The organism is Bremerella sp. P1 (genome assembly GCF_028748185.1).
Taxonomy (GTDB): domain Bacteria; phylum Planctomycetota; class Planctomycetia; order Pirellulales; family Pirellulaceae; genus Bremerella.
The window spans coordinates 5,726,847-5,750,634 of record NZ_CP118164.1 but is presented as its reverse complement, the minus strand read 5'-3'; the positions used below and the strand labels follow the sequence as shown (position 1 = coordinate 5,750,634).

Annotated in this window: 15 protein-coding genes and 1 tRNA gene; 8 read left to right on the top strand and 8 right to left on the bottom strand. The window is 53.8% G+C overall.

Translation table 11 applies throughout. The annotated features are described in order from the left end of the window. Window positions 1–65 precede the first annotated feature (65 nt). A complete protein-coding gene (locus PSR63_RS23685) occupies window positions 66–3,632 on the bottom strand; it encodes a WD40 repeat domain-containing serine/threonine protein kinase (protein ID WP_274328175.1) in 3,567 nt (1,188 codons plus the stop codon). Window positions 3,633–3,724: 92 nt separating this feature from the next. Further along, a complete protein-coding gene (locus tag PSR63_RS23680; protein ID WP_274328173.1) occupies window positions 3,725–6,022 on the bottom strand; it encodes a hypothetical protein in 2,298 nt (765 codons plus the stop codon). A 124-nt stretch (window positions 6,023–6,146) separates the two neighbouring features. Between PSR63_RS23680 and PSR63_RS23675 the strand changes: the two genes are divergently transcribed. Next, a complete protein-coding gene (locus tag PSR63_RS23675; RefSeq protein WP_274328172.1) occupies window positions 6,147–6,749 on the top strand; it encodes a sigma-70 family RNA polymerase sigma factor in 603 nt (200 codons plus the stop codon). Between the two features lie 431 nt (window positions 6,750–7,180). Here the strand turns inward: PSR63_RS23675 and PSR63_RS23670 are convergent. Beyond that, a tRNA-Met gene (locus PSR63_RS23670) sits at window positions 7,181–7,254 on the bottom strand. A 294-nt stretch (window positions 7,255–7,548) separates the two neighbouring features. On the opposite strand from PSR63_RS23670, the gene PSR63_RS23665 reads away from it, so the two are divergent. Next, complete coding sequence (locus PSR63_RS23665) at window positions 7,549–9,663, top strand: prenyltransferase/squalene oxidase repeat-containing protein (RefSeq protein WP_274328170.1); 2,115 nt, start codon at window positions 7,549–7,551, stop codon at window positions 9,661–9,663. 85 nt (window positions 9,664–9,748) lie between these two features. Here the strand turns inward: PSR63_RS23665 and PSR63_RS23660 are convergent, their stop codons facing one another. The 3 genes from PSR63_RS23660 to PSR63_RS23650 form a co-directional block, all read right to left on the bottom strand. Next, window positions 9,749–9,937, bottom strand: coding sequence for a YqaE/Pmp3 family membrane protein (locus tag PSR63_RS23660; protein ID WP_274328168.1), 189 nt, complete (start codon window positions 9,935–9,937; stop codon window positions 9,749–9,751). Window positions 9,938–10,004: 67 nt separating this feature from the next. Then, entirely contained in the window at window positions 10,005–10,475 is a 471-nt protein-coding gene (locus PSR63_RS23655) for a PA2169 family four-helix-bundle protein (RefSeq protein ID WP_274328166.1), read from the bottom strand. A 286-nt stretch (window positions 10,476–10,761) separates the two neighbouring features. Next, a complete protein-coding gene (locus tag PSR63_RS23650; RefSeq protein WP_274328164.1) occupies window positions 10,762–11,190 on the bottom strand; it encodes a hypothetical protein in 429 nt (142 codons plus the stop codon). Between the two features lie 369 nt (window positions 11,191–11,559). Here PSR63_RS23650 and PSR63_RS23645 point away from each other — a divergent pair, with 369 nt between their 5' ends. From PSR63_RS23645 to PSR63_RS23630, 4 genes are all read left to right on the top strand, one after another. Further along, on the top strand, window positions 11,560–11,715 hold the full coding sequence (locus PSR63_RS23645; RefSeq protein ID WP_274328162.1) for a DUF3309 family protein: 156 nt from the start codon (window positions 11,560–11,562) through the stop codon (window positions 11,713–11,715). A 192-nt stretch (window positions 11,716–11,907) separates the two neighbouring features. Continuing rightward, window positions 11,908–15,177 carry a response regulator gene (locus PSR63_RS23640; protein WP_274328161.1) on the top strand — a complete coding sequence of 1,090 codons (3,270 nt, stop codon included), beginning with the start codon at window positions 11,908–11,910 and terminating at the stop codon, window positions 15,175–15,177. A 246-nt stretch (window positions 15,178–15,423) separates the two neighbouring features. After that, window positions 15,424–15,594, top strand: a complete 171-nt coding sequence (locus PSR63_RS23635) for a DUF1328 domain-containing protein (RefSeq protein ID WP_274328160.1) — start codon at window positions 15,424–15,426, stop codon at window positions 15,592–15,594. A 164-nt stretch (window positions 15,595–15,758) separates the two neighbouring features. Next, on the top strand, window positions 15,759–16,259 hold the full coding sequence (locus PSR63_RS23630) for a hypothetical protein (RefSeq protein ID WP_274328159.1): 501 nt from the start codon (window positions 15,759–15,761) through the stop codon (window positions 16,257–16,259). On the opposite strand, the gene PSR63_RS23625 is transcribed toward PSR63_RS23630, so the two are convergent. Then, window positions 16,256–17,704, bottom strand: a complete 1,449-nt coding sequence (locus PSR63_RS23625; RefSeq protein ID WP_274328157.1) for a sigma-54-dependent transcriptional regulator — start codon at window positions 17,702–17,704, stop codon at window positions 16,256–16,258. The two genes, PSR63_RS23630 and PSR63_RS23625, sit on opposite strands and share 4 nt — an antisense overlap. A gap of 435 nt (window positions 17,705–18,139) precedes the next feature. Between PSR63_RS23625 and dps the strand changes: the two genes are divergently transcribed. Both dps and PSR63_RS23615 read left to right on the top strand, forming a co-directional pair. Then, complete coding sequence (gene dps, locus PSR63_RS23620) at window positions 18,140–18,610, top strand: DNA starvation/stationary phase protection protein Dps (RefSeq protein WP_274328155.1); 471 nt, start codon at window positions 18,140–18,142, stop codon at window positions 18,608–18,610. A gap of 265 nt (window positions 18,611–18,875) precedes the next feature. Then, window positions 18,876–21,398 (top strand): WD40 repeat domain-containing serine/threonine protein kinase, encoded by a 2,523-nt coding sequence (locus PSR63_RS23615; protein WP_274328153.1) that lies wholly within the window; start codon window positions 18,876–18,878, stop codon window positions 21,396–21,398. A gap of 291 nt (window positions 21,399–21,689) precedes the next feature. Here PSR63_RS23615 and PSR63_RS23610 read toward each other — a convergent pair whose 3' ends face one another. Then, on the bottom strand, window positions 21,690–23,780 hold the full coding sequence (locus PSR63_RS23610) for a vWA domain-containing protein (protein WP_274328151.1): 2,091 nt from the start codon (window positions 23,778–23,780) through the stop codon (window positions 21,690–21,692). Between the last annotated feature and the right edge of the window lie 8 nt (window positions 23,781–23,788).

The following is a 23,788-nucleotide window of genomic DNA, read 5'->3' as shown; positions in this document are numbered from 1 at the left end:
TCACAAATGACAGGACACTTCCTGGTCGACTGTCTCTTCAATCTCTGGCGAGTCTCACCATCACTTCAGTCGACGGACGACAGGTTAAACCAGCGATACCCGTGTTCGTCGGTACTCACGCAAAATGCGAGGGATTCACCATCTTCACTTGGTCTAAGAAAAATAAATTCGCCCTCAACAACAAACTCCTCGAAAACGAGACTCCACGTTTCCGTCTCATACATTTCCAACCGTCCGTCATCCCGCCCAACGACGAGAATTGGCTCGCGAGGATGAAACATAACCTTCGTTTCGCGAGCGTCAGTTGGAACACGAGCAATCTCCTGGCGCGTGTCGGCTTCTAGAATAGTGACGTTGCCAGCGCCGTCACCATAGGCAAACATCCGTCCATCTGGAGAGACTGATCCAACTTCGCCGTGGTGGAACGTATCAAACTGATTTGGTCTAAAAACTCTCCAAACTACGTTGCCGGACTCCAGATCTATCAGAGAATCGTGTTTATCGCATCGAATCACGATTCGCTTAGAAGGAACTGCGATATTCGGCGGTAGATCAACTTGTTTGGTAGCTTCGTCAATTACTTGATGAGCTTCCTCTTCTTCGCGTTCGACATTCCAGGTCAGCACGCCGGAAGGAGTGGCGAAAAGAATGTGGCTGCCGTCTTTCGTAATTGCGACTGGACGACAGCCTGACGGCATCTTACCACGTTCTAAAATCTCCCCCGTACTACGAGACGCTTTAAGTAGGTTGCCAGTATTCGTCATGCTGTAAACATGATCTCCATCTGGAACGACAAGAATGGAATGAAACGGCCATCGCGTAACATCATCATTTTTCCAGTACAAGACTTTTTCCGCAGCGACAGAATTCTGAGGCCTACCCCCTGATGTAAAGCTGAAAGCCCAAGGTTCGTTCCGCCAATAGAATATGTCAGGCCACGTCTGTTTCAGGGTCAATTGCCGAGATACCTGCCATTGAGCCAATAACTGTTCGATCGAGGGCGAAGAAAAACGACGCAGCTGAATAGGAGCGCGGCGAATAACGACTTCATCTTCATCAATTGTGGAATACATCATTCCAGAGGGGCTGACAGATGTGGCAATCGCCTGTCCTAAGTACTCTCCAGAGAAGGCATTCCACCAGATTAGCTTCTGCTTTCTGGCTGTGTAGTTCGTTGCTCCAATTGTGCAATGGAACACATACCTGTCATCCGCGGAGAATCGGAACCCGTTTGGCTTATAGGTTCCGACTGGATTGTAAGACCTCTCTCCTAAATTAAGAATCGCTTGGGAAACGTCGGGATGGGGCTCTAAGACGCACCGGAGGGTTCGCGGCAAATCCAGAACTACCGCGTGTCCTGGCGGCACCTTTTTTCTACGCTTCAGCCAGTCCCACATGACATGAAGTTGCCCAACCGCGGACTTACCATCACTTGACTGATTCCAATGAATTGCTCGGATAGTTTCCAGATACGGCTGTTCGATTTGACTATCATCTTCTGATTTTGAGTAGGCTATACGATCTCTTCTGCGGATAGCGAACTGAGAAAGATCTCGATTGACGCTGAAGTCATCATCAAGCAGATTCCAAGCGCCACCTATTTCCTTCTCTGATGCTTCCAGGAAATTCCACGAAAGGTAGATACGATCGCGTCGTTTATCATCTGACTTGGGTCGTCCCAAGATCAACTCGTCATCACGATATGGGCTGATCGTTACGCGTTCAACATTCTCATAGGTGGCGATTATGTTTTTTGTGACGGTATCGTAGACGCCAACGGTATAAGTAAAGTTGGGCGGATAACGCACGAGTTTCAGAATTAAGTATCGACCAGACTTAGTGAATCCGCGACTAACTGGCGTGACCACATCGTATGGCAAGTCTAAGGTGTCAAGTTTCTTCCCCGACACAAGATCGTAAGTCGTCGTCGTAAATGCTGGATGATTATTTTCACGCTTCACAACCGTTGCGACCGCTATCCGCCGTTGCTCTTCGGCAAAGAATACCCCACCACGATGAGATGTTGACGAATTCGGAAGGTTGATTCGGGCGACCACCTCTGGAATTCTCGTTTCTTGGAGTCTCCAGATCCAATTGCGGTCAACTTCTGGTATAGCATCCAAGCGTCTTTCCGCTTCGGAGAATCGACCGGCCTGGATATCATGACCTGCCAATAATAAAAGCGATCGGGAAGATTCCACCTGTGCCTTGCGTGCTGCGATTTCAGCCGCAGCGCGTTGCTCTTGAGCAATTGCCTCTTGCCTTCTTGCCTCGTCGGCATTTTCTTCAGCAACTACAAGATTATCTTCGGCCTTCTTTTTCGACGCAGCTGTCTGGGCAAGTGCCGTACTGATCGAAACGATACTTACCATCACGACCGCAGCGATGGTGCCTAAAAGGGATGAAGTGACAGGGTGCCGTCGGCACCATTTCCAGGTTCGTTCCAGTCCAGTTATGGGTCTCGCCTCGACAGGCTGGCCGCTAAGCCATCTCCCAATATCTCTAGCCGCTTCCTGGCAGGATGCATATCGCTCCGACGACTTGGGCTGCATCATTTTCTGACAGATCGCAATCAGATCTCGTGGAATATTCTTAGTAACATTTGCAATCTCAGGCGGACTAGGAAGTTCGTGAAGCTTCCGGATGATATCGTGGGCATCACCTCGCCAGGGAACATCACCGCTCAACATGCGAAAGAACACCACGCCAAGCGAATATTGATCCGTTTGGGCGTCGATCTCTGACAAGCGTCCCCGTGCCTGTTCCGGTGACATATAGGCAGGTGTTCCCATAATTAGGCCATCTGACGTCAAATCAGACGCCTGGTCCATTCTCTTAGCCAAACCAAAATCCATGATCATCGGTACGCCCAATTCATTGATCATGATATTGGCGGGTTTAATGTCACGGTGGATCGTGTGATGCTGGTGCGCGTAGAAAAGTGCTTCGGCGAGAGCATGAATCCACTCCGCCATTTGACGCCAATCTGGTTCGTCATTCTTCAAAAACTTGTCGAGCGTTTGACCTTTGACGAAACCGGTGGAAATGTAGTATTGATCACCGATGCGATTTCGCTCCCAAACGGCCACGATATTAGGATGCTGTAGCTGAGCAGCTATCTGGGCCTCATTCAAAAACCGATCGACGAGTAATTTTTGATGATCACCAAATCGAGGAAGCTTCAACGCGACCTCTCTCGCAAGCGTTGGGTCATATGCTCGATAGACAGTACCGAAAGAGCCATGTCCCAGTTCTTCGCATAGTTCGAAACGCCCGAACGTGCCAAGTGAATCGTTTTCAGGCTTCCATTCGGCAGTCTCGACCGCGGTACTATCGTCCGTATTGGGAAGCGCCAGGGTGTCTCCATTTTCGATAGTCAATCGTGCCTGGATGTGATCTGAGTAGTCTGGAAATGCTGCCAAGTACTCGGCTTTACCTAGTTTGCAATCTTGACGAACTCGAATCTCAACATCGATTTTTAACAATTCGAGCAATGCTTCCGGCCGTATTGTTGGCGGACACTGTAAAATCAACTCCTCAATGGCCGCAATGGAGTCAGTCGACCAAGAGGACTCAAATTGATCACACAACTGATCAATTTCTCGCAATTGCTGAAATGTCAAGATGCGCATAACACGACACAAAGTGGTGGAGAGTTAGGAAACAGCCGAAATATGAATCCGACTTTTGCAGCCCATGATAAGCCATAAAGGCTGGCCGAACCTTATTCCTTAAGAATCAAATATTCAAAATCTCCATAACTTACCGAGCGACCAACTAATGATTTGTCATCGGGTGCCAAGCGAAATTGAATCTGAGCATCCTTCCAGTGGCTTCCCAACAGCGTGCTAGATCCAACACCTCCTTTCGTCTTTTTTAATGTCAATGCATAGCCATTGATGGCTTCATCTGATCGATCTAGACTTCCTTTATAAATAGCCTCACTAGTGGGCATACTTTTAATTCGCAGTTTGACTTCGACCTCGTCACCCATTCTCTCGAAAGAGACGATATCTAGAATCACCTCTGCTTTCTGATCCTGCTTCTCATTGACAATCTCTCCATTCCAGCTTTTTCCGACTTGCAAGGCTGTTTTCCAGGTCTCAACGAACGCGGCCGTACTCAGTGAATCCTTTGGAGTGTAATTTCCACTGCGTGTGAAGGCTGCTGTTTCACCTTCCGGAGTAATTACGTAGAGCGTATTGCCATCGGGAGTTAGTCGAAACGACTTTGCGAGTTCATCTTCCCACGTGCTGAAAAGAACACCATAGTACTCGCCCGTATCATTGTGGGTTGCCGTTCCTTTCTGGAATCCTAGAAAGCCGTAGCCGTCCGCCTGGGCTCCTTGCTGAACCGATCCTTCGAGCACAGCGAATTGCGTTGGATCGCTGTTTCTTTCCAACATCAAGCGTACGTATTGTCCGCCGTTACGATTCTCCGCAACTCGCAATGTTACGTCTACCGACGCCTCGCTCTTCCACTTGCTGGTCCCTTTCCAAATTAACCCTGGCTGGAGGGCATCATTCCATCGATCATTCGAAGGCTTGATAATCGACTGGTTATTCTTGATCGGCCTTAGCTCTATACTTGCCGAACCTATCTTGCCCACTGGCAGTTCTTTATGATCAAGGATGAAAAACAGTGCGTTCTTCGGCGATCTACTAAAGAGTTCTGTTTCCTGACTTTTTGAAACGACCATTTGTCCCATCGCAACTTGTTGAAACCTAATGGGAAGCCCCAGATGTTGCGGGGGAGTATCATTCAAGGAGCCCTCAAAAACGTTAAATTTGTGCGGTTCGTTAGGCACTTCCACAACAAGTCTGGCTGAATGATCGTCTCTATTCCAGTGAGTTAGCGTGGCTGTAAATCTCTGTGAGGCTCGTCCTGACACCAGTTCTATTCCATCAAAGGTGGCTCCCATATCAAAGACACCGGTATTGACGCTAGTTAGAGATATAGATTCATCCGAGGGTTCTAAAGCTGAATCCGTCCTGTTGTAGGACCATCGTATCGCCCTTGATTCAGTATCATAAAAAAGAGTCGACGTATTCCGTAGTTTACGCGCAAGTTCACTCAGCTGTGGATCTGCATTCTCAAAGCTGATGACCCAGCCATCATGTGGCAAGTTTGCAGTCGCTGAGGTGGTATTGGGGACGAGGTGGAAATCACCACGTAATACACATCGCGAGAACGAATCTTGCGGATCAACGAGAACACCACTGACTACGTCAGCACCCGATGATGGTTCCGTATACAGCAAGACTTTTGTTTCACCGGCACGCGTGGCGTATGTTGACTTATCGTGGAGGAGCGCGGTCAACTGCTCTTTCTCTACCGTAAGACGCTCGTTCATCGAAGTCTCAAGCGACGCGATCTCTTGTTCATACTGCTCGACCAACGAACGATATTTAACGATGGGATCTTTCGGTCCGCCATTGAGAATGGGCGGATTTTGCCCTGCCGCTGAAAGCTCCATCACCTCTAAAGGTGAGTAGCCACTTTCACACCTTATCGCAGAAAGCCTAAGATTGTCTTTCCCCTTCAGGCGATGGTAGATGCCTTCGCATCGCCAAACTATGCTTTTGGAGTCATCCGTCACAACGGCAAAGGTCCTAGGAAGACGACGATCTCCAAGTTGTTCTTTGGCCGTTCTGAGTTTCTTACGTTCCGGTTGCCTAAGCTTGATCACTCGAGAATCGGCTACTTCGACCCGCTGAACAATTGCTTGCCAATCCGAATCGATGTTTGCTGGAACCACCCAGGGCGATAGTGCGTCTTCATGGCAGTCGAAAGTGACGTGCCACTTTCCTTCTCCTTTTGGTGACGCCTCTAAGTTGATAACTTCACGATCAGAAACCAACAGAGCGTGGGGCGGGTTCTCGTCCAGGCACCGGGATATCTCATCCGAGTTAGGAGCAGAAGAACAGCCAACAAGTACACCTATGAAGAACAACCAAGACGCCCACACAATTGGTGTTTCAGATTTGGTTATGCAAACAATTGGCATGACACCACTTTCCATTTCATAAAATGTCCATAAGCCAAGACGAGATGTGCAAGAATTGTCCTGGTCACTTTGAAAATGGTAAGTTGATGCTCAGTCCCGCCAAACATTCCGCATTATTTTTGAATCGCAAACTCAGCCAATGCATAGCGACGAACCAGAAGCCACGCGTGACTTCCAGCCGGCGGGCCACAATGCCGAAGAACCTTTGGTCCTCACCGATACCGACTTCTTGCTCGTTTGGGAACGTTTTCAAGGTCGTTTGCGTCGGTTTCTAGAAAGACGTATGCCGAATAATCTGCAGGTACACACAAATGCGAGCGACGTCATGCAGAGCGCGTTTCTCAGTCTGTGGCGATATCTTGAGAAGCAAGAAGGGACGATCTCACTTGGTGACGAAGAGCTATGGAGAATTCTTGTTACGATCGCGAAGAGGAAATTATCCGACAAATGGCGAAAGCTACATGCAAAAAAGCGAGGCGAAGGTCGCGTTGTCACGGCAACGGATCTCGAAATTGAACGACAAGCATCTTTCGATCAGTTTGTCCTAAAAGAGATGGATCACGAAGTTTCAGACATACTGGACGAGATCACCGGTAAGTTAGAAGAAGAATGCCAAGTCATCGCATCCATGCGCCTCGCCGGTATGACCAACGCCGAGATTGCCTCTGCTTTAAACTGTAGCCTTCGTCGCATCGAAAGAAAACTTCACCTGATTCGATCTGCTCTTGGAGAGATGTCATAAGAGTCGATCAAATCATTTCCTTTAAAGCACCGCCGTCATGAACTGATTCATGACTGTACATTCCCATTGTTGTGTCAGCAGTTCCAGCCAGTCGCGAGCGTCAAACCACTCTGCGGACGAAACACCATAAAACACAGATCGCTTTGGTCACCGGGTTCGCGTCTGCCTCACTCTACCAAGCCCAACACCCTATTAACCCGACGGTAGTGTCTCTGCCAAATCGGTGAGACAAACGCCAACTTCAGCCGCAGATGGCTCTCGAAGAGATAGGCCGGGTTATGTCTCTCTTTGACAGAGAGACTCGCGTAAAGAAAACACGCCATCGCAACTCGTTGCGTGTCAATGGGATAGAACAACGCACTTCTATCCCAGCCTCAGAGGAGGCACGAAAAAACCCTGGTTGAGCGTTATTTGCTAAACCAGGGTTTAAGTGGCGGGGGCCGGATTTGAACCGACGACCTCGAGGTTATGAGCCTCGCGAGCTACCTAGCTGCTCCACCCCGCGTCAATGAGTACAAACGGCTTGTGACGTCGTTTGTGAGATGTTGAATTTTAGGTATAGACCATTCTTTGTCCAGGGGGCCAATCGGCTTTTCTGGTCGTTTTGCCGTGGTAGGCTCGCCTTGCGTCGATTTTCCCCGGAATTCCTGGCACAATCGTTATATTCGCCGACGACGACTGTGTCCTAAATACGGGAAAGGGATATCATTGCTTTGGCGCGAGGACAATTGGCACCTAAATTCTCCTAAGCGCTACCATTGCAAGGGATTGCGGCATTTAACACGGAGTTCACGATTACGTGACCGGAGACGACAAAACTTCGCCGAACAACTCGCAGGACGCCGGCAAGTCTGGTGAAGATAAGACTCCTGGCGGGCAAGGCCCCAAGAAGGCGCCGATTTCCTTCGGTAGTGCCCCAGCGAGCACCGACGCCTGGAATGTCGTTCCCACTTCTTCTCCTCCGGCAAGCAATCCCAATGCGCAGCCGCTGAATACGCCTGCCCCCAAGAAGACCAATAAGGCACCGCTGTCGCCACAGGCCCCGCAGGCACCTTCCTCCCCTGCACCGAAGCCAGAAGCGTCTCCCAAGCCGGTAGAGACAACCGCCCAGCCACCAGCGGCTAAGAAGCCCAAGCCGGTCGAAGGCATTCCGGCTGCTCCTCCGGCAAAGAAGCCAGCTCCGAAAGCGGAACAGAAGCCGACACCCAAGCCAGCCGAGAAGAAGCCTAAGGCGAAGCCTGTCGCCAAAGAAGCGACCGCGGCCGCATCAACGGAGGCCCAATCGCCCAGCAAACCGGTCGAGTCGAAGGCTCCTGCCAAGAAACCACAAGAGCCAAAGCCCAAGCCGAAACAGCCTGCCCCGCAGCCGGCAGCTGAGGCCCCTCACGCCGAAGAGCATGGCAAGAAGCACCGTTGGCATCCCGACATTCCCGTTGTTGAGAAACCGGTCGAGGCCGAGCCGATGGTCGAAATGGACTCGACCGAGGATGAGCCACTGGTCGACAAGATTCGCGGTCTGGCGATCCATGAGACTCCCGCCTGGGCGGTGAGCCTGGTCATTCATTTCGCCATCGTCATCTTGCTGGCTCTTTTCACAGTGGCAACGTATCACGAGGAAACGCACACGGTCGAAGCTACCTATTCCGAGGAACTGGGCGAGCAACTCGAACACGATATCCTGGTGCTGGATACCGAAGAGTTTGAAGTCGATGCCAATTCCGGGGCGCTCGAGACGCTGATCGATTCTAACGAGATGCCGATGCCGAAGTCGCTGATGAACGTCGAGCTGATCGGTACCGAGGCTGCCAAACTGGACGAGCGAGACACGCCTGGCGTCGACTTGAAAGCTCGGGGCGACGGGGCCACGCGACGCGTCCTGCTGAAAGCGTATGGTGGCAACGCCACGACCGAGCAGGCCGTCGCCGACGCGCTCGATTGGCTGAAGCGCCACCAGATGAAGGACGGTTCGTGGAGCTTGAAGGGCGACTACGAAGATGGCTCGAGTATCGAGAACAAGGTTTCCGCCACCGCGATGGCGCTGCTCGCTTTCCAAGGTGCCGGTCACACCGATCGAGCTGGCACGCATGCCGCGACGGTCGAAAAGGGTTGGAAATATCTGTTTCGACAGCTTGATGCCGACGGAAGCTTTCTGCAGGGAGGTTCGATTCCGAATCAACATCGGCCGTACACCCAGGCTCAAGCGACGATCGCTCTCTGCGAACTTTACGCGATGACGGCCGATCCCGAGCTGAAACCGAAGGCCCAAGCGGCGATCAACTATTGCCTTCAGTGGCAAGCTCCCGAAGGGGGTTGGCGGTACACGCCTGGTATTGAGTCCGATCTATCGGTCACCGGTTGGTTCCTCATGGCCCTGCAAAGTGCTCGCATGGGAAAGCTCGATGTTCCTGAAGATGCACTGGTGAACGTCGACAAGTTTCTCGGGACGGTCGCCTCGAAGCCGATGGAGGGGCAAGAGTTTGCCCTCGGAAGTCGCTATCAATATCGCGACTCTCGTGCTGAGAAAGCAACGCCGACAATGACCGCCGAAGGACTTCTCTGTCGGCAGTATCGAGGCTGGAACCAGGACGACCCGCGACTGGTCGAGGGAATGGATTACCTGCTGGATAATCCCATTAAGTGGGAAGAGCCGGACGTCTATTACTGGTACTACGCCACCCAGGTAGCCCATCACCTGGAAGGCGATGCGTGGCGGAACTGGAACAAGGACATGCGGCAGATCATTCCCGAAAACCAAGAGAAACGGGGCCGTGAGAAAGGAAGCTGGGATCCGGCGCGCGATGATAACGGGGTGAAAGCAGGCCGCCTGTTCATGACTTGCCTGTGCACGTACATGCTGGAAGTCTACTACCGCCATCTGCCGATCTACAGCAAGCAGTATTTCACCGGCGGTTAGTCTTCGCTCTCAAGAAATAGAAACGCCCATGCCTCGGCTGCGGATGTTCAGCGAAGCATGGGCGTTGTCCGTTTTGTCTCAGCGATTATTTACGCAAGATTACCCAGACGGCGTGGATGATACCGGGGATATAACCGAACAGCGTCAGCAAGATGTTCAGCCAGAAGTGCAGGCCCAGCCCCACTTCAAAGAAGACACCAACTGGCGGGAGGATGATGGCCAACAAAATACGAATAATGTCAGCTGTACCTTCGTTCTTAGCAACTGCAGTCATTGGTAAAAGTCCTTCGTAAAAAGGTCGATTTCAAGGTAATTACACGCGGGAATTCCGATCCCCAGTTTTAGGTTGCTCGGCGGTGTGCATCCCGGATGGCACGCACTCGATCATGAGCCGCTCGAACAGCACTGTATTGGCGCTGAAGAATGTCGCTGACTGCCGAGCCAGGCTCGCGTTTCAGGACCTCTTCATATTTGTTTTGAATCTTGTCTTCGGCCGATTCGGCTTCGCTCAGCATGGTGGCGGTACCTGCTCCGAGCGCACTTCGCAGACCGATCACAATACGATGGTAAGTCGCGGCGACGCTGGCCGACTCGTCAGGCTTTTCACGATTGAAATTCAATAGCGACTCAAGCTCGGCCACATTTCGATTTCGCTCACTGGCAAGCTCACGAAACATGATTGCGACGGAAGCGTTTCCCGTTGCGTCGGCTAGTTCCTGAAACGTGTCTCGACTGTCGACGTTAATCTTGACCAGTTCCTGTACGATCGAGATCGTCTCGGACGTTAGTTTTGTTTTGGTTTCCAGTGACATGTCTCTCTCCCTCTTAAGCACCGATAATTTGGCTATTCGCCGATCGGCGACTCTTCTTGGACAATCCGAGAAGTACTTCTCACTAATGCAATCAGCATGCCAGTCGAAGAATTCGTACGCGATTGCTTCGCATTCAGAGAGTAGCTGATCGTGTGTTGAACGGGTTGGTCGCAAGAAGGCAACCACATAACAAAAATGGGGTATCGATTTGGTAATCGATACCCCACATAAATGTCATCCAGCGGCGTCAGCCGTTATGGAATAGACCTACTTGGCAAGGCCTGCACTACGAAGCGTCTTCTTCCGAATCAACGGGCTTCGATTCCGTTTCTTCAGCTGGAGGGCTTACCTCTTTCTGCTTATCTTCTTCAGGTGCTTTGTCGGCAGCCTTATCGGTTTCTTCCTCTACGGTGTCGGCGGCTTCTTCAAGATTGTCAGCCGCTTCTTCCGATCCTTCCTGGATGCTTTCCGCAGCATCCTGCGTTGCCTCTTCGACCGACTCAGCCGAATCCTTGATGAACTTCTCGGTAGCCTCTACCGCCTTGTCGGTGTCTTCTTTCAACTCGGTCTTGTTGAGCTCGATGGTGCTCTTGTCAGGCGAGTCACTCATGGTGACCCAGCCAAACGTCACACCGAGACCGGCGAACAAGATAGCGAGGACAGCGATCACAGCCAGGACTCCAGCAACAGCATTACCTTTATTCCGATTCTTCATCGTTTTGGTTCCTTAAATACGTGGTTGACTCATTTGCCCTGATTGGTCGTTGGCATTGCCAAAACGAAGCCAATCGCAAGCATGGCACCCAACAGTAACGCAGGTCGCATGCCAAAGCCGCGGTTTAGAACCAAAATGGGAATCTGTTCCTATATACCGACCAGCAAATCGACCCGAACGATTTGTTTCGAGCCAGTCTGATTTCTATTCGATCAATTGAGCCCCTTTTGGTGTGATTTATCTCACCAAGTGCCCTGACAAACCGTTGAATCACGGGTATTTACGGAGGACCACGGGGTTTTGGTACACCTTTTGCTTTACGTATTTAACCCTGTCCAAATTAACACCAAACATGCAGGAGATGCCGCTATGGGTCTGCTAGAAATAGTCCTTTTGATTGTTTTGATCATGATTCTTCTCGGAGCGATTCCGTACTGGCCTCACAGCCGAAGTTGGGGTTACGCACCAAGCGGCGGCATTGCCACCATCCTGGTCATTGTGCTTCTTCTCATCTTGTTGTTCTGATAGGACGCATCACTCTAGACAACATTTCCCTTGCTGTGAGTCCATTCAGTCATGGTTTCAAAGACGAGCGGAAATGGTAAGGTCATGCGACTGAGAATGAACAACTAGCAAGCCTGTCCCATCGACGGAACGATCCATCAGGATATTGGATAGCTAGTGTTGGACACTAAAAGAGTTAGGTCAGAGGCCCCGATGTCGTTAAACACTCCCACCGGAAGACTATGGGACGAACGGCTGAGGTCTATTCTTGACGCATCCCCCGATGCCATCATTGCCATCGACGATGCCGGCGCGATCGTCGATTGGAATGCCCAAGCCAACATTACGTTTCTCTGGCCTGAACAGCTTTCGCGTCTTCGCCTGACCGACCTCTTCAAGACAGAAGACTTGCAAGAGATCATCTCGAGTCTTCGGACGCTTACCGACACAGAAAGTAGCGGGCAGCGTATTGAACTCGTTGCTCGCCGGGCAGACGGCAAACTGTTGCCGGTCGAACTCTCGCTCAGTCGTGTTTCGATCGGTGGCCAAATCTATTTCAACGCCTTCGTTCGCGATATTACCGAGTGGCGACAGGAAGAAGAGATTCACAGTAAGAAGTTGCTGGAAGCTGAACTCCTTACCCAAGCGACTTCGCACGCCGTTACCTCAGAAACATTCGTCGAATCGCTGCAACGGCTCTTGAACCTGATCTGTACTCAGATCAAGTGGCCCTTTGGCCATGTCTGGATGCCTTACGATTCGGGACTGATGCTTTCGTCGTCCCATATCTGGCATACCGATTCCGAGCACGATATCTCGGACTTCGTCGAAAAGACTCAAGCGACTCATTTTCGTTACGGCGAAGGGCTGCCAGGCACCATCTGGAAACGACGCGAACCAGTCTGGATGGAAGAAGCCGAGATCTCAGCGATGATCCGCATGCGATCGTACGAAGGCATTCCGATCCGCAGTGCGTTTGGCTTCCCTGTGATTGCCGACGGGGATGTCGTCACCATTCTCGAGTTCTTCCACACCGAAAAGGTTGAGCAAGACCAGGCCCTACTCGACATCGTGCGGCGCGTCGGCGTCGAGATGGGTAAGATCGCCCAATCACGGCGGTTTGAACAGCAGCGGGCCCGGCTGGCCGCGATTGTTGACTCGTCGTACGACGCGATCATCGGCAAGTCGCTTGGCGGACGCATCACCAGTTGGAATTACGGTGCGGAACTCGTCTATGGTTACTCGGCCGAAGAGGCGGTCGGTCAAACAACCGGAATCATCCTCCCCGAAGACCAGGAAGATGAAGAACCAGAGATCCTGGAAGCCATCACACTGGGACGACGCCTGGAAGAGTTCGAAACGGTCCGTGTCCGCAAGGATGGCCGTAAGATCGCCGTGAGCGTGACCATGTCTCCGGTCGTCGACTCGACAGGCCAGGTCGTTGGTTCCTCGACCATCGAACGCGACATTACCGAGCGTCGCCGTGCCGAAGAAGAACTACAGCGTGCCCGCGACTCGGCCATTCGTGCCAGTCGCACGCGAGCGGAGTTCCTCGCCAATGTCAGCCACGAACTTCGCACCCCGATGAATGCCATCATCGGGATGACCTCGATGGCCTTGGACGAAGAGCTGACACCGCAGCTACGCGACTATTTGACAACGGCCAACGATTCGGCCCATTCGCTGCTGACTCTGTTGAACGACATCCTCGATTTCTCGAAGCTCGAGTCCGGCAAGTTCTCGATCGTCAAAGAGAATTTCAACCTGGCCGACATCGTCGAAGAATCGATCAAGACACTCTCTAGCCAGGCGTTCGCCAAAGGGTTGGAACTGGTATGCCGTATTCCGCGTGATCTTCCGCGCGAAGTGATCGGGGATGGTATCCGACTACGGCAGGTCCTCACCAACTTGATTAGCAATGCGATCAAATTCACCGAACAAGGTGAAGTGGTCGTGGCGGTCGAGGTCGTGCGGATCTGGCCCGATGAAGCACGCTTCCGCTTTTCGATCCGAGACACCGGCATTGGCATTCCGGTCGAAGAACAACAGCGCATCCTTGAACCGTTCACGCAGGTCGATTCATCTTCGACACGTGTGCACGGTGGTACCGGCCTGGGTTTGGCGATCAGCTCGGAATTACTGCGAATGATGGGTGGCCGACTCTCTCTGCAAAGTGAGCTCGGCGAGGGAAGCCACTTTTCGTTCCGTCTTTCGTTCGATCTGCCTGTTAGCCAGAACATGGATACGATCGATTCGCTGCCGTTTGATAAGCTGCGCGACTTGCCGGTACTGGTGGTCGATGACAACGCGACCAATCGCAAGATCATTGCCGAAACGTTGACGACTTGGGGCATGAAACCGCTCACGGCGAACGATGCCCAGCAAGCGATCGGGATTCTGCAGCAGAACCTCGACAACAACATGTCGTTTCCCTTGATCATTGTCGATGCCCTGATGCCTGGCATGGACGGGTACGAGCTTTCGCGCGAGGTTCGCAAGCTTCGTCCCGATTCTGAGTCGCCGGTCATCTTGATGGTCTCTTCGGCAGACCGTCGCGAGTTTAAAGAGAACGAGGCATCGACCGAGATTGCGGCATTTGTTCAGAAGCCGGTCACGCAGACCGACCTGATTCGTTCGATCTTGCGGGCCATGCGACTCACCACGCCGCAATCGGCCGCGCCAGCACCTCCGGCAGGAAGTGGAGTACCGCTGGCTTCCCTGTCGGTGCTTTTGGCCGAAGATACGCCGGCCAATCAAAAGGTCGTCACGACGATGCTCAAGAAGCGAGGGCACAGCGTCACCGTCGCTCAGAATGGGCGCGAGGCGGTCGAGTTGTTCAAGCAGCAACCGTTTGATGTTGTGCTGATGGACGTGCAGATGCCCATCCTGGACGGCTTTCAGGCGACCAGCGTGATTCGAGCACTCGAACGCGGCGCGGACAGCAACACGCCGATCATCGCAATGACCGCGCATGCCATGCGAGGCGACCGCGAAAAGTGCCTCGAAGCCGGCATGGACGCGTACGTCGCCAAGCCGCTCGACGTCAAGCAATTGCTAGGGCTAATCGAAAGCGTGGCCGAAGATCGATACTCTCCCAAATCGGATGATCCGGAAGAGGAACGCGAAGAGAGCTTCGGTACCCGTTCGACGCCGATCATCGACTACGCAGGTGCGATGAAACGCCTGGGGGACGATGCCGAGCTCTTCCAGGAATTCATCGTCTACTACGACGAAGACGCCAAGCAGCTTCTCCTGCAAATTGAAGAAGCCATTCAAAGCCAATCAACCGGCGATCTTCATCGTGCGGCCCATAACCTGAAAGGGCTGGCCTCGAATCTCGGAGCCCAGCGGGTTGTCAACGCTTCGCACAGCCTGGAACGGATTGGCAAGAACCAAGAGCTTGCCAAAGCTGCCGACGCGTTAAAGCTTCTCAAGAGCGAGATGGAGTGTCTCGACACGGCGTTGCAGAACTATCGCCCGTAACGCTTTGGTTTGTCCCAGACCATTCTGAGCGCATTTTTGGCGCCTTCTCGACCACCTGAGGTGTATAATTACCAGCTAGAACAGTCTCATCGTGGATTTGCCCCGGTTTTCAAGGGCGATCCGGCTCATGAAACATCTTTGGCACGCTATCTGCAATTAGTGTTTGGCAGAACTAAGTCGGAATGAGAATCACAAGCTCGCCGGCTTACAAAGAACAAACACTTCTTCCCTATAAGGAATTGAGCCATGTTAAGTTGGGCCATTATGTTTCTCGTGATCGCACTGATTGCTGCTGTCCTTGGTTTCGGTGGTGTTGCCGGTGCGGCCACTGGTATCGCGAAGATTCTGTTCTTCGTCTTTCTCGTTTTGTTCCTGATCAGCTTGGTTTCGGGTGCCGTCCGTCGCCCGGTATCCTAACGTAAAATCGGTCGGGAGGGTTGGTGTTACAACCCTCCCGGTTCAACCGGTTCTACATTTGGACGGAACACACTTTCTAGGAGTCAACAACCCCCACCCCATTACGAATGTTCGTCGTATTAGGTGGTCCTCATCAGCAACAGACCTAAGTCATTGAGAATATCATGGACGCGCACGCTACTGATCGAAACAACGTTCCGCCTATCGTGGCGGAGGTGATTCAAGGGCTGCACGAGTTTCAGATGGTGCTCGTTGACTCGGCCGGCAAGGTAACTGACACGGATGTCGCTCGAAAGCTCTACACGCTTGCCAGCGAACATGGTGCCGTCGAGACGCAACTCAGGGCAATGTCCGGCTCCTCGTCGCAGGAAACGGAAAGCCAACCCTCTCCCTTCTTGAATCAGATCTATTCGCTGGGAGCACGCCTGCGGAAGTTCGGCGATTTCTCGAAGTCTCAGCTACTTCTCTGTGAAATTATTCAGATCGAAGACCGCATGATTCGTCGCTTTCGGGTTCTGATTGATCAAGTCACCGACATCAGATGGCGACGCCGCCTGGCACGTCAGCTTGATCATTTGCTGGACGTGCGCGAAAGCTTGAGCCGCTTCGGAAAGTGCTCGGCGACGAAGAACGAAAGCCGGGCATCGCAGATGCCGTTTAGCTAGTCATCTGAATTGATGACGTGATCGATCGAAATATTGAGCGATCGGATCTTATTACGCAGGCTACCTCGGGTAATCCCCAACTTCTCAGCCGCTTTCGACTGATTTCCTTCGGTCACCGTAAGCACCCGCGTGAGGAGCTGTCGCTCCATCCACTCCAATGCTTCGGCATACATCTCGGTCGAGTCCGAGGCCTCAAGCGTTCGCAGGAACCTGCGAAAATCAGAGCCGGAGTCAGACTCGGTCGATTCCGCACTGATCGGTGCTTCCGCCGAGCCATTCTCATGCAGTTCAGCTGGGAAGAACTCAGGCACCAAGACTGGCCCCATCGCCATCAGCATGGCCTTCCGCAGAACCGCCTGAAGTTCGCGAATGTTACCCGGCCACGAGTACCCCAACAGCAAATTGACCGCATCGTCCGAGATGCCTGAGACCTGCTTGTTGAGCGCCTTGTTGAAACGTGACAGGAAATGTTCCAAGAGCAGCCGGACGTCGTCTCCCCGCTCGCGTAGCGGAGGCAAATTGATTTGGAACGTATTGAGCCGGTGATAAAGGTCGAGTCGGAACTCGCCATCTTCGATCATCTGCTCCAGGTCGCGATTGGTTGCCGAGATGATCCGCACGTCGGTCTCGATTGTTTCGGTACCACCCACACGCTCAAACTTCTGCTCTTGCAGCAGCCGCAGCACCTTACTCTGGGTCGACGGAGACATGTCTCCAATTTCGTCCAGGAAGATCGTGCCGCCGTTGCACTGCTCGAACTTACCGATATGACGCCGATCGGCCCCGGTAAACGCTCCCTTTTCGTGACCGAACAGTTCGCTTTCCAGCAAGGTATCCGACAGGGCCGCACAGTTGATCGCCATGAAGCATTCGTTGCGGCGGCTACTGTGGTGATAAATGGCCCGGGCAATGAGCTCTTTACCGGTACCACTTTCGCCCAGGATCAGCACGGCGACATCCTGGGGAGCCACGCGACCGATCTTCTTGTACACGTCCAGCATGCCCTGGCTGCGACCAACCAGCAAGTCACCCTTCTCGGCGGTCGGAGCCGCTTCCTGCATGTGCACAGGCGACTGCATCAGCCGGCGGGTATCGAAGGCCCGCTCGACCAGGTCCTGAACGTCTTGTTTGTTCAGCGGTTTGAGCAGGTAATCGTACGCCCCTCGCGACATGGCCTGAATAGCCGTATCGCTGTCGTTCATGGCGGTAATAAAGATGATCGGCAGCTTCGGGTCGAGGTGGCGAATCTGGGTAGCTAGTTCCAGCCCGTTCGCCTCATGAAGCATGATATCCAACAGCAGCGCATCGGGGTCTTCGCTGCGAATCATTTCGAGACCGTCTTCGGCCGTACCACAAGAGAGTACGGAGACGTCCATATCCTCGAACGTCTTTTCGACCAAACGATGGACCGTTCGGTCGTCATCGATCACTAGCAATTTTGGCATTAAGGGGGCTCCTGGCCTTGGCTTTGCCTAACTGAAGGTGAAAGATCACACTGCTGGAGAACCGCTTTTAATTAAAGCGATCAACCCATGATCCATCAACTGCTTAGGCGCAACATCGATGCTCATCATGTCCGAGGGGAAGGGTCGCTAACCTACCATCGCGATCGGTCGGCGGTCAGCCCATCCCCGTTTGGGCCATGTCCCCGAAAACATCATTTTCCGTGGGCTAGTTGAAAGAACACGCAATTACGTGTTCGTAACTAGCTAATTCATTATTTCTTCATGACGATCATATCGTAGGAATCTGCGGTTATCCACGTCCCCTCCCTCGATTCCTGATCGCTTGGCATGAAATTTTCTCTCTATTCTCATCGTTCCGGCACGATGCCCGGGATATTCGATTCCTGCCCCCAACAACCAGGAGATTAACAACCCATGGAATTTAAACGACACGTACTCGTCGAAGAAAAAGCAAAGCCAACCGCCAAGGAACTGCAGAAGAACTTGATCGCCCTGATCGATCTCTCGCTGGTGCTGAAACAAGCCCACTGGAACGTCGTCGGAAAGAACTTCCGCGCGGTCCATCTCCAGCTCGATGAGATCTTGGTGACGACCCGTGACGGGGCTGATGAACTAGCCGAACGGATGGTCATGATCGGTTTCTCGCCAGATGGTCGCAGCGAGACGGTCGCCAACGAGACACCCCTCGCCCAATATGCGACCGGCTTTGTCGGCATCGACGACACCATTCAGTCGGTGGCCGATGCCCTGGCCACGACGATTGGCGAGCTTCGTGAATCGATCGAAAAGCTCGACGACCTGGACCTGATCAGCCAAGACATGCTGATCGCCATTTCCAGCCAGCTGGAGAAACACCTTTGGATGGTTCAGGCTCAGGAAGTGTAATTCCCGATCCGAGAAAAGCCAAAGCCTCGAGCACGCCGGCACTGCATCTCCCTCGCACGCGCCGGCGTGCTTTTTTTCTTGGGGTTATAGCCGTGAAGGGATCACGCGGTGGACGATCTGATGGAGAATCTGCCCTCATAATCTCAACCAATCCGCGAAAACTTCGCGATTGGACTTGCCTCTTCTGGTGGGGTGGGTCCAAACTTCAGGCTATGTTAGAACTCACCCAGTAGCCCTCTTCGTCCATGCAACCAGGAATCTGGCGATGTTTAACAAGGGAGATAAGCCGATCCCCGGTTATCGGCTTGAGCGTTTTCTCGGCCGCGGACAATTTGGCGAGGTCTGGGCCGCCGATGGCCCTGGCGGAACGCTCGTCGCTCTGAAGTTCATCGCCCTGCAGCAGAAGACAGGCATACGCGAGTTAAAATCGATACAAGCCGTAAAACGGATCAAGCACGCCAATCTATGCAGCGTGAACGGCATGTGGCTGTTGGGCCACGATGGCGACGTTCTCGACGACCACGAAATTGAGCTGCTGATCCGCAATCAGGCCAAAGAAAAAGAGGCCGCGTCGCAAACCCTCGCGATTGAACAAACCCAGGTTCTCAATAACCCTCAGTACCTGGTCGTCAGCATGTCGCTGGCCGAAGGTAGTCTCGAAGAGCTTCTCAAAAGCTTCAACGAAGGCGGCATCCCTCGCCAGGTGTTGATGGACTACATGCTTCAGGCAGCTCGCGGGATCGACTATCTGAACTCGCCCGTTCATGACGTCGGCGGCACCAGGGTCGGTATTCAGCATCGCGACATCAAACCAGCCAATCTGCTGTTCGCCGGCGATTCGGTTCTGGTCGGCGACTTCGGCGTGGCTGGCGCGTTCGGTGAGTACGACACCGAGGCCACCAGCGTCGTAGGCAGCTTGTGCTACATGTCGCCTGAGTCGATCAAGCGAATGCCCTCCTCGAGTTCCGACCAGTACGCTCTGGCGATTACCTACTATCAACTGCGAACCGGCACCCTGCCCTTCGAGCCGACCGTTTCGTTTGCCGAATTGGTCGACATTCATGTCCGCGGGAAGCTTCAGTTCCCCCTGGTATCGGATCACGAACGGGCCGTCCTCGGCAAGGCGACGGCCACCGATCCCAAGCAGCGATATTCCAACTGTGTCGAGTTCGCCAAGGCCCTGGTCCCTCCCGTCGAAGCTGCCGACAGCGGGAAGAAGTCGGCACTCCCGTGGCCTGCCATCGTCGGCGCTGCCGTTGCCGCGGTCGTGCTGATTGCTGCTCTGCTTTGGGGAGTCTTAGGCGGTGGGTCCGATCCGAACACCGGCCCACAGTTGTCCCCCCAAACGATCGTCTTCTCGCCTGCGGAAACGAACTACGAGATCGAAATCATTCCGGAAGAGCCGCGCGAAGACATCACATCGACCGGCACCTCCGCAGCTGACCTGGCCCTGCTTCCTTCCGATAAGGTGCACATCACGGCCCAATCGGATGATCCGCTTTATCAGCCACTCGACAAGGAACTCACGTTTGAGGAGTTGATTCGAGCCGACTGGAAAATATCGCTGGAACCGATCGCCGCCGAAGCGATGCTTACCCAAGTTGGTGCGTTGGCCGCCAAGGGTAACTGGGAAGAAGCGTCCCAACTGTTCCATCAAGCGGCAGCCCTGCACCCCAAACTCAAAGACAAGCCCGCTGCTGGCTCGATGGAGCTTCAAGGGACACCGGCCGTGGTCGGCCATCCGATCGCTGAGCGGAGTTTGCTGACCGCCATCAGTGTCGACGGCGCCAGCGAACTGAGTGTCGTCGAGTACGACGAAAAGCGACAAACGGTCAAGCGCATCGCGATCAATTCGCTCCCCTATGCCATTCATTGGCCAGGCAACACTCCGTGGGCTGTCTTGATCAACGACAGTACCGCCTCGGTCGTCTCACTCGATACTTCCGCCAAGCCTTATGAGATCGCCCTCGGGAAGTCTGACGAAGCGCTCTTCCGCGAAGTGACCGCTTCGGCCATGTCCCCCGACGGCCAGGCCATCCTGGTCGGACAAGACCACCAGATGGCAACCCTGCTGACGACCACCGCAGGAGATCAACCGGTCACGAAATCAGCCGAAGCGCCGTTCCCAACCCGCGTCGACGCCGTGGGCTTTTCGCCGGATGGCAAGTTCTGTTTCGCGATGGGCATCGACGGAGATGGTTGTCGCTGGTCGGTCGAAGGATTTGGTGAGTCATCGGCCCAAGCATTCCAGGTGGAAGACATCGACGAGGAAGTGCTGGCCATTCATCCCATCTCCGACAGCCGCCTGTTCGCCTTCACGGAAACGAAGCTATTGGACATTCAGCTTTCCGATACGGATACGGCTGCCCAGTCCAAGCAGGTCGCCGATCTTCGATCGGGCCTGGTTGTCAGTCGGTTGACCGAGGATCAGAAGTTTCTGGTTTACATCACCCAGGGGCAGTCACAGCCGTTGTCGATTCTTGCGATCGAGACCGGCGAAGTCGCCAGCGTTCTTCCACCTGACATCAAAGGGCTCGTCGAAGACTTCGATCTTTCCACCGACAGCCGATGGGCCGTCTACGTCGATACCGAAGGTTCCCTGTTTGCCGTTGACCTGACCAGCGAGTCGCCGATGCCGCTACCACTGCTCGACTCGCCCGGCGAACGCATCAAGTTCGTTCGCATCGCGTCCGGCAACAAGGAAGTCGTCACCCTCGCCGAAGATGGCACAACCAACTGGTGGAACCTCCCCCAGCTCCTGCTGGCCGCCCAGGCCAAAGCGAAGTAAACGGCCAAGCAAGCCTTCCTTGCTCTTGTCCCCTCGCCCTCGCAGGGAGAGGGCTAGGGTGAGGGTTTATTGAGCGACCTTTACCTAACATCGCCAGACCGAAGTTCAATATCGACGCTGAACCTTGCTCGCGCATCCGCTGCCAACTGCGTTCCGCCCCCTCACCCTAACCCTCTCCCCCGCAGACGGTGGAGAGGGGACTGGATAATCCCGGAACAGGGGCTCGCACCCCTGGCTATATTCGGCCGGGCCTCCGGCCCTGAGGATTCAAAGAGCCGTTAGGCCAACAGACTAATTCGCCGTCAGCAGCAGGTCCCCTTCCTTTGGGAAGTATGGCGTGCCGGTCTTGCCGTCGTTGGAGTCCCAACGCATGTACTTCTGGATGACGCGGGCCTCTTCCGATTCGGGCCAGAACGCCAGGATGTGAATCAGGTGCTGGCGGGCCTGCTGCGGATCGGGCGTGAAGCCGTCAGCCGTGCTCGCTCCCCAGTCACCACACTCGATACCGGCCAGCATCCAGTGGGCTCGAAGCGCCATCTTCAATAGCGAAGATTCGCTGAACTCGGTGATCGATTGATAACGTCGTACGGCAGCCGGGAAATCCTTTCGCACTAACAAGGCATGATCGGCTTCGATCTCGGCTTGTAGCAGGCGATCGTTCAATTGACGGCGGCCATCGAACGCCTTGGTCAAGTAACCGATCGCATTCTGCATGTTCGACTTCGCCTCGACGGCAAGCCCCTGCTCTTCGTGCGTTTTGGCGAGGTTGTAGTTCGCGCTGGCCATCAATGCGTGGATGAATGCATTGGCGTCCGGCTTAGTCGCCATCGGCTTGAGCAGGCTAATTGCCGAATCGAGGTCCTGAACTCGCAGTGCGGGATCGACCGAGATGTCGACCGACTTTTCGATCAGGTCCATCGCCGAGAGCAAGTTGCCTTGCTCGGCGGAATCCATCTGCCCCAGAATACCGGGCCAGAACTCGCGGAGATCGCTGGCCTGTTCACTGCCGATGGCATTGGCCAACAACACCATTGGCCCGGTGGTGGGACGCGTCTCAGGAATCGCCTTGAGGTACGATGCCATGAGAATGTCTTCCGAGCCACTCGCCGAGATCGAAGCAATAGGCTTCGCCGAGTTCGCGGCATAGACCTTCGACTGGACGTCGAGCAAATCGCGGTTGGCTCGCAGGTCACCGATGATCAAAACGTCGGCTCGCAATCGCAAACACAGGGCTTGCGGCCACTGCGACTGATCGACCGGACCTGACTTGAGTCGCAGAAATTCCGATTCGATCTGGCGACTGGAAATGGTCTTCACGCCTGGTAGGCGACCCAGCGTATACCTAAGCTGCGAAGCAAATCGGACGCCTGGGTCTTCGTGATAGAACGTCATCGCATTCCAGGGCACATGCGGCAAGATGGCCACGCGAACCGAGGTCAGGTCACCAAATTGTTTCTGGGCATCCTCTTTCGCCTGGGTGATGTCCTCATCGGTAATCGCCCCCACGAAGGCAAAGTCTGCCCGTGGACGCTTGGCGGCACTGGCTACCTTTTCCTTGATCTGCGAGAACGAAAGATCCAACATCAAGCCGCCCGTGCGAGAGGTCAATTGACCCATGAAATTGCGGGTTTTGTCGACGGTGGCCGCGAATGCTTCATGTTCTTCCGGGCGACTTTCGCACAACAGGCCATGAATATTGATACCGCGCTGATTGGCGACGTTCACCAACGCATCGTTCTCGTACCATCGGCGCGATTGGGTCTTCGGTTCGTCAAACGAAGTATCGTACGGAGGAGCATCCGTGATCAGCATCAGCCACTTAGTCGCTTTCTCGTCTTCCGACCAAGGCAGCTCTTGAATCGTTTTGAAAACGGCCAGGTCGACCGCTTCCGGGAAGTAAGGCTTACCCGACTTGGGCTCGAGTGAATCGATCATCTTTTGCACGGCCGCGTCATCGCCGGAGAACCCGTTCGAGATGCCCACCAGCGGCTTATTGCTCTTGCCACTATCGGCGAAGGAAACGATGGCCACTTCGACCTTCGTCCCACTGGCTCGCTTCAAGTCGGCGATCACTTGGGGCACTTTCGCACGAATGCCTGGCAGCTCTTGAGCCATGCTCTCGGTCGTGTCGACGAGAAACGCGATTTGAATGCTCGGCGTCTCCGGGCGGATCGCATCGAGAAAGCTTCCTTGGAAGATCCCCATGCTCTTCGCGTCGGGCGCGGTTCGGACGTTGAAGATCGAGTCGAGAGCCGATGCGGCCGTAGTTTGGGTATCTTGCGCAAAAAGCGTGGAAACGGTTAGCGTGTTTCCAATTAGTACGCAACACAACCAACCAGCGAGCGTTAATCCAAAGCGTCGAAGCAATTCCGGTTGACGCACGTTTCGTT